This window comes from Kitasatospora sp. NPDC056783 (assembly GCF_042789895.1).
Lineage (GTDB): Bacteria > Actinomycetota > Actinomycetes > Streptomycetales > Streptomycetaceae > Kitasatospora.
Map to the genome: position 1 here is coordinate 1 of NZ_JBHUAF010000268.1, position 11833 is coordinate 11833.

Here is an 11833-nt window from a genome sequence, read left to right on the forward strand (position 1 = left end):
GGGCCCCTCCGTCGTCGGCCGGTCGGCCCGGGTCGACCCCTCCACCGTCGGCCGGTCGGCCCGGGGCGGCTCAGCGCACCCGGGTGGAGAACAGCCGGGCCGACCAGTAGACCGCCAGGACGGTCATCACCGTGACCACCAGCAGCCCCTGCCAGACCACGCTGTCCCCGGCGTGCCCGGAGAACAGCGCGCGCATGCCCTCCACCGCCCAGTAGAAGGGGTTCCACTTGGCCGCCTGCTGGAGCCAGCCCGGCGCCAGGGTGAGCGGCAGCAGCACCCCCGACAGCAGCGCGATCGGCTGCGCGATGGTGTTGACCACCGGCGACATCGCCGCGTCGGTCGGCACCATCAGCGCGATGCCGAAGGAGATCGCCGAGGTCATCAGCGCCAGCAGGCCCAGCAGGAGGTAGGCGAGCAGCAGGTTCAGCGGGCTCACCCGCAGTCCGAACGGCAGCGCGATCAGGGTGATCAGGACGGCCTGCACCAGCAGCGCGACCATCTCCCGCAGCGCCCGCCCGAGCAGCAGGGCCAGCCGGCTCACCGGGGTCACCCGGGAGCGCTCGATGATGCCGGACCTGAGCTCGCCGAGCAGGCTGAAGCCGGTGAACAGCCCGCCGAAGATGCACAGCACCGCCAACAGGCCCGGCACGTACACCTGGTAGGCGTCGGCGTAGCTGCCGGCGCCCTGGGGGGCGAGCACGTTCTTCAGCAGCGGGGCGAACAGCAGGAGGTAGAACACCGGCTGGATGAGGCCGACGGCGATCCAGATCGGCGTGCGGATCATGAGCAGCAGCTGGCGCTGGAAGACCAGCCAGGTGTCGCGGGCGAGCTTCACGGTCTCCCCAGGGGGTTGTGCGGGCCGGGTCGTGCGGGTCGGGACGTCTGCGGTGGGCGACGGACGGCGGGCGTCCGGCGTCCGGCGGCGCGGCGCCGGTCAGGGCTGCCGCAGCGAACGGCCGGTGCGGGCCAGGAACACGTCGTCCAGGCTGGGCCGTTGGAGCCGCACGGTGCCGGGCGTGAGCCCGGCCGCGTCCAGGGCGCGCAGCAGTCGCGGGATGGCGGCCGCGCCGTCCTCCAGGTACAGCCGCAGCCCCTCGTCCCCGTCGGGCTCCAGCCGGTGCAGGTACGGCTGCGGGCGCAGCACCGCGGCCGCCCGCTCGAAGGCGTCCTCGGCGGCGTCCAGGCCGATCAGCACCACGTCGCCGGAGATCTCGCGCTTGAGCGCCTCGGGGGTGCCCTCGGCGACGACCTGGCCGTGGTCGACGATCGCGACCCGGTCGCAGAGCGCGTCGGCCTCGTCCAGGTAGTGGGTGGTGACGACCACCGTCATGCCCTCGGTGCGCAGCCGGCGGATCTCCTCCCAGACGTGCGCCCGGCTGGCCGGGTCCAGGCCGACGGTGGGCTCGTCCAGGAAGAGCACCCGGGGCTGGTGGATGACCCCGAGGGCGATGTCCACCCGGCGGCGCTGGCCGCCGGAGTAGGTGGCGCACGGGCGGTCGCCGAACTCGCCCAGGTCGAAGGACTTGAGCGCGTCCTCGGCGGCCTGGGCGGCCTGGGCCTTGGCGGCGCCGTACATCCGGGCCTGGAGGACCAGTTCCTCGCGGCCGCTCACGTTGTCGGTGGTGCCGCCGCCCTGGGCGACGTAGCCGATCCGCCGGCGGACCCCGGCCGGGTCGCCGATCAGGTCGGCCCCGGCGATGGTGGCCTGTCCGCCGTCGGGGCGGATCAGGGTGGCCAGCATGCGCAGGGTGGTGGTCTTCCCGGCGCCGTTGGGGCCGAGGAAGCCGTAGATCTCGCCGGCGGCGACCGACAGGTCGATGCCGCGGACGGCGTCGACGGTCGGGTCCTCGCCGCTGCGGCGGGAGGTCTTCTTGCGGTAGGACTTGCGCAGTCCCGCGGTCTCGATCAACCGGAACTCCCGTGCGGGGATGGGCTGCCACGGCACCTGGAAAGGCGGGGCTCGGCACCTGCGGAGGGCGGTGCCGCTGCGACACCCTAGGGTGAACCCCGCCCCGGAAACAATGGCCTAGACCAATGGACGTGTGATCTCCCGGTCTGCTAAGGGCCTTGTCGCGGGCCCGGTCAGCCGAGCGCCTCCAGGCGGTCCGCCGCGGCCGCCGCACCCCCTCCGGCCAGCAGTTCCCTCCCCACCTGAACCGCCCGCTCCCGGTGGTCCGTTGGATCGAGTACGGCCCGCAGCGCGTCCGCCAGCCGGTCCGGGGTGACGCGCGCGAACGGCACCCGCGGGCCCGCGCCGCTCGCCGCCACCTGTGCGGCGACGAACGGCTGGTCGTGCCGGATCGGCGCGGTGACCAGCGGCAGGCCGTGTGCCAGGGCCTCGCCCACGGTGTTCATCCCGCCGTGGCAGAGCACCGCGTCCAGCTCGCCGCGCGCCATCAGCTCCAGCACCGGCGCCCGGTCCACCGCCACCGCCCGGGAGGGGAGTCCGGGCAGCAGGTCGCGCGGGGCCGCGAACACCGGCTGCACGTCCTCACCGCACAGCTCCAGCGCCCGCACGGCCCGGCCGAGGAAGTCCGCGCCCAGCTCGCCGGCCAGCGTGCCCATGGTGACCAGCACCCGCCGACGGCCGGGCAGCAGCCTCTCCCAGGGGAAGTCCGGGTCGTGCGGGCGCCGCGACAGCACCGGCCCGACCAGCGCGTGCTCCGGCGGCGGTGCCGAGCCGGTCAGTGCCGGGCCGGTGGTCGCCAGCACCAGGGCGGGGGAGAAGCGCGGGTCCAGGTATTCCTCGGCGGGCAGCTTGGCGCGCTCCCACAATCCGCGCAGCAGTCCGGTCATCCAGGCCTCGACCTGCGGCAACGCCCGGTAGGGGCGGCCCAGTTCCATCGCCCCGGGCGCGAAGCTCGCCCACGGCAGGCCGTGCCGGTGCGCGACCAGGGCGCCCGCCGGGGTGTGCTGGTCGACCAGCAGCACGTCCGGCCGCCACTCGCGCACGATCGCGTCCAGCGGCTTCGCGGTGAACCGCGCGTACGGGACGATGAAGCCCTCCCAGAGCGAGCGCAGGGCGGCGAGCCCGTGCCCGCCCTGGGCCCGGAACGCCCGGGTGCCGGTGCCGAGCACCTCGGCCCCGGGGCCGAGCAGCGGGCGCAGCACCGACTCGGTGCCGCTCCAGGCGACCTGGTGGCCGCGTGCGGTCAGCTCGGCGGCGATGCCCGCGGCCGGGTTGACGTGGCCGGTCAACGGTGGCATCACCAGCAGGAACCGGGTCATCGGGTGTCCTCCTCGGGGAGCAGTCGCTGCACGTCGGCGACGGTCAGGGCCGCCAGGGCGGTCAGGTCCAGCCCGGCGCGCAGGGCGGCCAGGTCGGCCGACGGTCCGAAGCGCTCGCGCAGCCGCTCGGTCAGTTCGGCGAGTTCGCCCTCGTCCAGCAGCAGGTCGCCGTCCAGCCGCGCGTCCGGCGTGACATGGCGCGCCCAGCCGGGCGGGGCGCCGGCCACCTCGACCATGAGGGCGACCAGCTCCCGGTTCAACGGGGCTGTGGGGTGGCGGGGTTCAGGATTGGTCATGAGAGATCTCCCACCTGCTCGACGGCGTGGGGTGAACGCGGCCGCACCGGAGCGCAGTTGACGGCATTCCGGGGGCGGCGGCGACGGTGGAGGGCCCGAGATCACTTGTGCGACCCGGCGGGCGTCGGAATACTAGCCCGCGTGACCGCACTGGAGGCAGTGGCCGTCCACCTCCCCCCACACGCCGTTCCCATCGAGGCGGTGGGTGAGCGTATCGGCCTGACCCCACGTCAACTCCGTCTCTTCCGCCGCTTCCACGGCCTGGACCAGCTCTGTCTGGACTCGGCCGGGACGCTGCCCGACCTGCTCGATGCCGCCCTGGACAAACTGCCGGAGCTGCGTGGACGCGAACGCGACGTCCGCTTCGTGATCCACGCCCGCAGCATGCCGGTGGCGGTGCCCCACCCGCTCAACCCGCTGCACGAACTGCTCGACGCCCGCGGGCTCGGGCACGCCAACGCCTTCACGGTGACCCACCACGCCTGCGCGGTGGGCCTGCTGGCCATCGACCTGGCAGGCCGGATGCTCGCGGCCGAACCCGATCCGGCCGCGCTCGCGCTGGTGCTGACCGGTGAGAAGACCTTCACCCGGGACGCCCAAGTGGTGCCGGAGACCGGCATCTTCGCCGAGGGCGCGGCGGCCTGCCTGGTCAGCGCCGGCGGTGAGCGCCACCGGATGCTCTCCTTCGTGGTGCGCCAGCGCCCGGAGTTCGACGGCCGGCTGGCCGAGGAGCCGGAGCTGCTGGCCCGCTACCAGCGGGAGTACCCGAACGTGATGGTGGAGGCGATCGAGGCCGCCCTGGATCAGGCCGGTCTGGACCTCGGCGACCTCGCGGCGATCCTGCCGCACAACGTCAACCAGGCGTCCTGGCGGATGATCGCGCGCCGCATCGGCTACCCGGTCGAGAAAGTCGTGCTGGACAACGTGCGGTCGGTGGGGCACAGTTTCGCCTCGGACAGCCTCATCAATCTCCACACCGCCACCACGCGGGGGCTGATCCGCCGCGGCGACCACTACCTGATCGCCGCCGCCGGTGTCGGAGCCACCTTCTCCGCGATGGCGATGCGGTACTGACGGCCCGCCGGTTCCGCCGGACACCGCCGTCCGCGCACCGGCGCCACTTCCCCAGACCACCCCAGAGCCCCGGGGCGTCAGCAAGCCCCGGAGCACACATCCCACGTACGACGGGACGGGACATCCATGTCAGAAGCCGTGGTCCAGACCACTGACCCCGAACTGCGCGAGCGCGTCCTGCACGGCATCGGCGAACTCCTGCCGCGCGTCCTCAAGCGCGAACTGCCCGAGATCCCGCAGGACGCCTGCCTCTTCGACGACCTCGGCCTCACCTCGGCCGGCACCATCGAGCTGATCCTGGAGCTGGAGGAGTCGCTCGACATCCAGGTGGACGTCGAGCAGATCACCGAGGACGACCTGCGGTCGGTCACCAGGCTGGCCGACTACGTCGCCGGGCACGTCATCCCCGAGGACTGACCGGGTGGCCCCCGGCCCCGCCGGCCTGCGGCTCACCCGGGCGCTGGCCCGCCGCTTCGACGGCCGCTCGGAGACCTCGCTCGACCCGGACCTGCGGGTCTTCGTCTCCGACCTCGTCCGCCCCTACGGCCTGCCGCTGCGAGAGGACCTGCTGGAGAGGGGCGTAGGCCACTCCTACGAGGAACTGGCCGCCGGACTGCTGCGCGAGGCGCTCGCCGAGGACGAACCGGCGGACCTGCTGATCCTGGCCTTCGACACCCCGGACGTGCGACCGGGCGCGCCGTCCTCGCTGGCGCTCAGCCGGTCCGTCCCGGGGAACCCGCTCGCCTTCGCGGTCTGCGACCAGGGCGGCGCGGCGGCCTTCACCGCCCTGCGGCTGGCCGCCGACCACCAGCGCACCGGCACCTGCCACCGGGCCGTGGTGGTGCTGGCCGAGCAGACCGCGCTGCACTACGAACCGGCCGATCCGGTGGCGCTGCCCGAACGGCACGCGGCGGTGGTGCTGGTCTGTGAGCAGGCCCCCGGCGCGGGGCTGTCCGTGCGGCAGACCCGGGGCGTGGCGTCTCCGGAGGAGGCCGTCCGGGCCGAGGCCGGGGAGCTCGGGTCCGGGGCGGTGCTGCTGCTCGGCCCCGGCTTCGGTGCCGAGCAGGCCCCGCCGGCCCAGCCGTTCACCGGCCTGTGGGCGGAGCTGGCCGAGCGCCTGCCGCGGTGGCGGGCGGACGGCCGGCCCGTGCTGGTGGCCGGGTACGACCGGCGGCTCGGCGTGCTCAGCACGCTGGCCCTGCCGTGACGGCGGTCGACCTCTGGCTGATCGACACCCGACAACCGGCGGACGTGACAGCAGAGTTGAGCCACCTTCTGGATCCGGTCGAGCGCGCCCGGGTGGCGGGGGCGGAGCAGGAGCCGCGCGAGCGCTTCACCGTGGTGCGCGGCGCCGTCCGCCGGCTGGTGGCCGAGCGGCTCGGCGTCCGTCCGGCCGGGCTGGTCTGGCGGTACGGACGGCACGGCAAGCCCGAACCGGCCGGGGCCGGCGGGCTGCGGGTCAGCTGGTCGGCCTCGGGCGGGTGCGCGGTGCTGGCCCTGGCCGAGGGGCGGCCGGTCGGTGTCGACGTCGAGGGGCTCCACGACGCCCGGACCGCGGAGCGGATGGCAGCCCGTTGGTTCCCGGCCGAGGAGGCGCGGTTCGTCGCCGAGCCCGCCGAGGAGGCCGAGCGGGCGTCGCGGTTCACGGCGCTCTGGTGCCGCCGCGAGGCCTGCGTGAAGGCGTACGGGGGGCGGCTCGTACGGTCCTTCGGGGTGCCGGTGGCCGGTCCGTCGCCGGTGGTGGTGGCCGGTGCGGGCGGGCTGGGGGCCGGGCCGGCCCGGCTCTGCGACGTTCCCGTTCCGGGGCCGTTCCGGGCGGCCGTCGCCGCCCTCGGGGAATCGCCGATACATGTCAACTCTCATGTCTGGAAGGTGAATTGACGAAGCGCCCGATATGGCGATCTTTGGTCTGGACCAGCTCGCGAGAGCGCTGGTAGCGTCCCGGTCGCACCCCTGTCGAGCCCTTCCGGGCGAGCCGAAAGGCGCGTACGACGTGACACCGAAACCGGCCACCAGGCGGATCACCGTCCGGTACGCCGCCGAGAACGGCGGCTCCGGCCCGCTCACCCGCGGCCAGGACAACATGATCCGCTGCATCCGGCGCGACGCCCCCGAGCAGATCAACAGGGAGTCCGTCTGGCCGGTGCCTCCCGGCACCTCGGTCTCCTCCGCGCTGGTCGCCCTGCGGCTGCTGGTCGAGCGGCACGAGTCGCTGCGGACGTCGTTCCCCGCCGGTCCCGGCCCGGACGGCTTCCCGGACCGCCAGGTGGTGCACCGGGGCGGCCGGTTCGCCGTCGCCGTGGTCGAGGCGGTGGACCACTCGGAAGGCGAACTGGACCTGATGGCAGCGGAGTTGGCGCGCGCTGACGTCGCCGTCCCGGTGGACCTCGGCACGCCGCCGCGGATCCGGTTCACCCTGGTGGTCGCCGGCGAGCGACTGCTGCGGCTGGTCGCGGTGGTCTGCCACGCGGGCGCCGACGGCGCCGCCACCGCGGTGCTGATCCAGGACTGGCACGCCCTCGCCGCCGGAGAGGAACTGCCGCCGGTCACCGCGCCGACCCCGCTGCGGATCGCCGACGCGGAGCAGGGCGTCCAGGGCCGCCGCGGGTCGGCCGCCGCCCTGCGGCACTGGGCCCGGGTCCTGACCACCGGCCCGCAGGTCGTCTTCGCGGACGCCCGGATCACCGGACCGCCGAGCGGCCACAGCGCGCTGCGGGTCCGCTCGCGCGCCGCCGCCGACCACCTCGCCGCCGTCTGCCGGCGCACCGGCGCCAGCCCGTCCGTCGTCCTGCTCTCCGTGTTCGCCGCGCTGGTCGCCCACCGCTCCGGCCGGAGCGAACTGGTGCTGTCGGCGCTCTCCGCCAACCGCCGGCGCGCCGCCCTGGTCGACCACGTCGGCGCCCTCGCACAGGACGCGCTGATCCTGCTCGACACCGGTGTGGCCGATCTCGACGAGCTGATCGGCCGTACGAAGTCCGCGTCGCTGAACGCCTACTGGCACGGCTCCTCGCTGGACGCCGAGCAGGTCTGGCAGCTGGTGGAGGACACGGCCCACGTGCGCGGGGCCAGGTTCTCCCGGCAGGTGGTCGTCAACGACCTGAGCCTGACCATCCCGGCCGCCGTCGCCGATGCCCAGCGGCCCCCGGTGACCGACCCCGAACTGTCCGTGCCGCCCGCCCCGCCGCTGCCGGTCCGGCTGATGTTCACCATCCTGAGGATCACCGGCAGCCTGGACTTCGCCCTGCTCGCCTGTCCCCAGGTGCTCGACCGCGACGAGCTCCACCGCTTCGCCCGCGCGCTGGCGGTCGTGCTCGCGGCCGCCGCCGAAGGCCCGGTGCCGCTCGCCGACCTGCCCGCCGCGGTCGGCCCGCCGACGGACGGCCGCGGCGGTGAGTGGCGGCTGGTCGACGGCTCCTGGATCGATCTCGCCGCCGTCCGTGAGTTGCTCCACTCCGTCCTCGGCGAGCACCGGCTCTCGGTGAGCGAGGGCAGGCTGGTGGCCGAGCTCGACGCGTCCGACGCCGGGTTCGGCCCCGCCGACGCCCACCGCGCCGTGCTCGCGGCCCTGGCCGGCCGGGACACCGTGATGGCGCCGCACCACTACGTCGTCCGGCACGCCACGGCGGCGGGGGAGCGGACCGAGGCCGGGAGCGGCCGGGACCGGGACGTGGTCGCCCGGCTGTCCGCGCTCACCTGAACGGATGAGCGCGGCGGTCCGTGCGGCGCTCACCCGGTCGGGCCCCGGCGGCCGTTCGCCGGACCGTGCGGGAACTCCTCCCGGGAGCGGACGGAGGCCGCCCCGGAGGCGAGCCCCCAGGGGTTCGGCACCCCCTCCTCGCCGCCGTCCTGCACCGGCAGCCGGTCGATCACCGCGACCAGCGCCGACGGCAGCCGCGGAGCCAGCCCCCGGTGGACCCGGGAGAGGATGTCCCGCCGTGCGTCATCCGGCAGCAGCGGTCTGGTCATCCTCAACACCCTTGGTCTGGGTGTCCGTTCGGCCGTGGAGAGCTGGTCGGACCAGGCCCGCCAGTAGTCGGCGTCGTCGGTCTCGCCGAGCATCAGATGGTGCAGGTGCAGGCAGTAGGCGGCCGTTCCGCTGCCCGATCCGGCCGCGAAGCGCCACCAGAACTCGGCGCCCTCCCGCCGGTCGGTGGCGTACAGCAGCGCGCCGAACACCTCGGCCCCCTCCGGCTCGATCCGGCGCGCGTTCACCAGGAGGTCGAGCCCGTGCGAGGCGTCCGGCGCGCCCAGCACCAGGGCCACCACCAGGCCGAGTTCGAAGGCGGCCTGCTCGTGCTCCGACGGCAGGTGGGCGGGCGCGGCGGTGAGCCGGGCCCGGCGCACGGCGGCGATCCGTTCCGCGTGCGGGCGTTGGGGCCGGGGCACCCGGAGGACCGGGCGCCCCCCGTCGGTCCGGTCCGGTCCGCCCGGGGCCCGCGGCCTGGCGTTGTCCGTCACGGTTCGCCTCCCCGGTCCGGGAGTTCGCGCACCCCGAGGCCGCGCGCCAGCCGGTCCCGGGCGTGCCGGAGGTTGGAGTGCACCGTCGCCGTCGGCCGTCCCAGGTAGGCCGCGATCACCTGGACGTGCAGGCCCAGCAGGTACCGCAGGATCACCACGTCCCGCTGCCGGTCCGGCAGTTCGAGGATGGCCGCGTACAGCCGCACCTCGTCCGCCTCGCTGTGCAGCAGCCCGTTGGCCACCTGCTTGAAGGCGCCGATCACCGCCGCGAAGGTCACCGCCTCCACCTCGACCGGCTCGTCGGCGGCCACCCAGTCGGCGACGTGCCGGTTGGCCAACCGCCAGGCGTAGGCGGCCGGTTCCTCGAACCGCAGCACCTGCGGCCAGTAGCGGGACAGATCGGCCTTCACCGCCTCGACCACCAGCGCCGCGTCGGACCGGTTGCCTATCCGGGTCAACGCGAGGGCGTGCCAGGCGGGTTCATGGGTCTCGCAGAAGGCGGCATAGGCGAGGTCCAGGCGGGGGCCGTGCTCGGTGCGGAGTCCGGACTCCGGGCAGTCCGCCCGCTCGGCCGCCGGCCGGCCGGTGCACGCCACGGTCGTCCCACCCCGGTGGCCGCGCACGGCGGCACCCCTGTCGATCGTCATCGAGCCTGCTTTCCGTGGCCGTCGGCTGCTCGCCGGGCCACCCAAGGGTCGGGCTGTCTGTGCCCATCCTCATTCCATCAGGCCCGTCACTCCAGGCTGCAATCCGAATACAGATTGTCATCTCATGGGCTTCAGCGATTCATAGGAACACCGGGAAGGTGTTCGGATCGTGATTGGCCCTCGGCTGCCCTGGGCAGCAAACGACCGATCGGGATCGGAGCCGATCGGGAACGCGGCCAAGGGGGATCGGGATGGGCCTTTACGACGGCGTGGACCTGCGGCTGAACGTGCCGCACTCGGCCCGGATGTACGACTATTTTCTCGGCGGCTTCACCAACTTCGCCGCCGACCGGGAGGCCGCCGGGCACGCCCTCGCGGTGGCACCCTGGGTGCGCACCGGCGCCCGGGCCAACCGATCCTTCATGCACCGCTCGACCCGGGTGCTGGCCGAGGCCGGCTTCGACCAGTTCCTCGACGTCGGCACCGGTATCCCGACCTCGCCCAACCTGCACGAGGTCGCCCAGGAGGTCCGGCCGAGCGCCCGGGTGGTCTACGCCGACAACGACCCGATCGTGCTCTCGCACGCCCGGGCCCTGCTCACCGGCACCCCCGGGGGCCGCACCGCCTACGTCGAGGCCGACGTGACCGACCCGGCCGGACTGCTCGCCGCCCCCGGCCTGCGCGAGACCATCGACCTCGCCCGGCCCGTCGCGCTCTCCCTCAACGCCCTGCTCCACTTCGTCCCCGACGAGCGCGGCGCCCACCGGCTGGTCGAGCACCTCAAGTCCGCCCTCGCCCCCGGCAGCGCCCTGGTGATCACCCACGTCACCCCCGAGTTCGCCCCCGGGGACATCGCCGGCCTGGTCCGCGTCTACGCCTCGGCCGGCACCGCCGCCCAGGCCCGGACCCGCCCGGAGATCGCCCGCTTCTTCGACGGCTGGACACTGCTCGACCCGGGCCTCGTCCCCATCCCGCGATGGCGCCCGACGCCGGGCGAGCCGGTCGTCGCGCCCTCGGAGGCCGCAGGGTACGCCGCGGTGGCCGTCAAACCGTGAACCACCCGGTGGATTCCGGCCGCTGACGAACCATCGGGGAGCCGCTCGCGTCCTGCTGATCGAGCAGGCGGCACGCGCCGCGACATTCGATCGGAGGAGGAGCATGCACCCGCAGCCCTCGGAAACCCGCCACGGCCACCGCGGCCGCCGCGCCGTCCTCGGCCTCGGGGCGGCCGTCGCCGCGACCGCCGTCACCGCGGGGGCCGGCGGACCGGCGTTCGCGGCGACACCGGACGACCGGGCCGCCGACGCCGGCCGCCACCCGGCCCTCGCCGCCCTCGAACGGGAGCACTCCGCCCGCCTCGGCGTCTACGCCCGCAACCTGTCCACCGGCCGGACCGTCCGGTACCGCGCGGAGGAGCGCTTCCCGATCTGCTCGGTCTTCAAGACCGTCGCGGTCGCCGCCGTCCTGCGGGACCTCGACCGCGGCGGCGAGTTCCTCGCCCGGCGGATCCGGTACACCGCCGCCGACATCGAGCGGGCCGGCGGCGCGCCGGTCACCGGCCTGCCCGGGAACCTCGCGAACGGGATGACCGGCGCCGAGCTCTGTGCCGCCGCCATCGAGTACAGCGACAACACCGCGGCCAACCTGATGCTCCGCGAACTCGGCGGGCCGCCCGCCGTCACCCGCTTCGCCCGTTCGATCGGCGACCGCGTCACCCGGCTGGACCGCTGGGAGCCCGAACTCAACAGCGCCGAGCCCGACCGAGCCACCGACACCACCACCCCGTACGCCATCGGCGCCACCTACCGCCGCCTCGTGCTCGGCGACGCCCTCCCGCCCCGCGGGCGCGAGCTGCTGACCACCTGGCTGCGCGGCAACACCACCAGCGCCCACCGCTTCCGCGAGGGGCTTCCGCCGGACTGGGCCCTCGGCGACAAGACCGGCACCGGCAGCTATGGCACCAGCAACGACGTCGGCATCGCCTGGACCCCGAGGGGCGTCCCGGTCGTCCTCGCCGTCCTGTCCACCAAGCCCGCCGACCCCGGTGCCCCCAAGGACGACCTGCTGGTCGCCCGGACGGCCGCACTGCTCGTCCCCGTGCTGGCCTGAGGCGCTCCGGCCCGGGAACAC

General features: G+C 74.6%; 13 protein-coding genes. 7 read left to right on the forward strand and 6 right to left on the reverse strand.

Annotation, left to right across the window (positions count from 1 at the left end; all coding sequences use genetic code 11):
* Nucleotides 1-70: 70 nt before the first annotated feature.
* The 4 genes from ACFRMQ_RS29175 to ACFRMQ_RS29190 form a co-directional block, all read right to left on the reverse strand.
* Nucleotides 71-835 (reverse strand): ABC transporter permease, encoded by a 765-nt coding sequence (locus tag ACFRMQ_RS29175; protein ID WP_380733653.1) that lies wholly within the window; start codon nt 833-835, stop codon nt 71-73.
* Nucleotides 836-934: 99 nt separating this feature from the next.
* A complete protein-coding gene (locus ACFRMQ_RS29180; protein ID WP_380733654.1) occupies nt 935-1909 on the reverse strand; it encodes an ATP-binding cassette domain-containing protein in 975 nt (324 codons plus the stop codon).
* 173 nt (nt 1910-2082) lie between these two features.
* Nucleotides 2083-3228: a glycosyltransferase gene (locus tag ACFRMQ_RS29185; protein WP_380733655.1), complete on the reverse strand. Its 1146-nt coding sequence runs from the start codon at nt 3226-3228 to the stop codon at nt 2083-2085.
* A complete protein-coding gene (locus ACFRMQ_RS29190; protein WP_380733657.1) occupies nt 3225-3524 on the reverse strand; it encodes a hypothetical protein in 300 nt (99 codons plus the stop codon). The genes ACFRMQ_RS29185 and ACFRMQ_RS29190 overlap by 4 nt, the downstream gene beginning before the upstream one ends.
* Nucleotides 3525-3725: 201 nt before the next feature.
* Here ACFRMQ_RS29190 and ACFRMQ_RS29195 point away from each other — a divergent pair, with 201 nt between their 5' ends.
* The 5 genes from ACFRMQ_RS29195 to ACFRMQ_RS29215 all read left to right on the forward strand — a co-directional run bounded on the left by ACFRMQ_RS29195 (nt 3726) and on the right by ACFRMQ_RS29215 (nt 8295).
* Nucleotides 3726-4598, forward strand: coding sequence for a 3-oxoacyl-[acyl-carrier-protein] synthase III C-terminal domain-containing protein (locus ACFRMQ_RS29195; RefSeq protein WP_380733658.1), 873 nt, complete (start codon nt 3726-3728; stop codon nt 4596-4598).
* A gap of 126 nt (nt 4599-4724) precedes the next feature.
* Nucleotides 4725-5015 carry a phosphopantetheine-binding protein gene (locus tag ACFRMQ_RS29200; protein WP_380733659.1) on the forward strand — a complete coding sequence of 97 codons (291 nt, stop codon included), beginning with the start codon at nt 4725-4727 and terminating at the stop codon, nt 5013-5015.
* A gap of 4 nt (nt 5016-5019) precedes the next feature.
* Nucleotides 5020-5805, forward strand: a complete 786-nt coding sequence (locus tag ACFRMQ_RS29205) for a hypothetical protein (RefSeq protein WP_380733660.1) — start codon at nt 5020-5022, stop codon at nt 5803-5805.
* Nucleotides 5802-6479, forward strand: coding sequence for a 4'-phosphopantetheinyl transferase family protein (locus tag ACFRMQ_RS29210; RefSeq protein ID WP_380733661.1), 678 nt, complete (start codon nt 5802-5804; stop codon nt 6477-6479). Before ACFRMQ_RS29205 ends, ACFRMQ_RS29210 begins: the two co-directional genes overlap by 4 nt.
* A gap of 112 nt (nt 6480-6591) precedes the next feature.
* On the forward strand, nt 6592-8295 hold the full coding sequence (locus ACFRMQ_RS29215) for a condensation domain-containing protein (RefSeq protein ID WP_380733662.1): 1704 nt from the start codon (nt 6592-6594) through the stop codon (nt 8293-8295).
* Nucleotides 8296-8324: 29 nt separating this feature from the next.
* Here ACFRMQ_RS29215 and ACFRMQ_RS29220 read toward each other — a convergent pair whose 3' ends face one another.
* Entirely contained in the window at nt 8325-9056 is a 732-nt protein-coding gene (locus ACFRMQ_RS29220) for a hypothetical protein (protein ID WP_380733663.1), read from the reverse strand.
* Nucleotides 9053-9703: an RNA polymerase sigma factor gene (locus ACFRMQ_RS29225; protein WP_380733664.1), complete on the reverse strand. Its 651-nt coding sequence runs from the start codon at nt 9701-9703 to the stop codon at nt 9053-9055. Before ACFRMQ_RS29225 ends, ACFRMQ_RS29220 begins: the two co-directional genes overlap by 4 nt.
* 251 nt (nt 9704-9954) lie before the next feature.
* On the opposite strand from ACFRMQ_RS29225, the gene ACFRMQ_RS29230 reads away from it, so the two are divergent.
* Complete coding sequence (locus tag ACFRMQ_RS29230) at nt 9955-10758, forward strand: SAM-dependent methyltransferase (protein WP_380733665.1); 804 nt, start codon at nt 9955-9957, stop codon at nt 10756-10758.
* 103 nt (nt 10759-10861) lie between these two features.
* Complete coding sequence (bla, locus tag ACFRMQ_RS29235) at nt 10862-11812, forward strand: class A beta-lactamase (RefSeq protein WP_380733666.1); 951 nt, start codon at nt 10862-10864, stop codon at nt 11810-11812.
* The last annotated feature ends 21 nt before the right edge of the window (nt 11813-11833 follow it).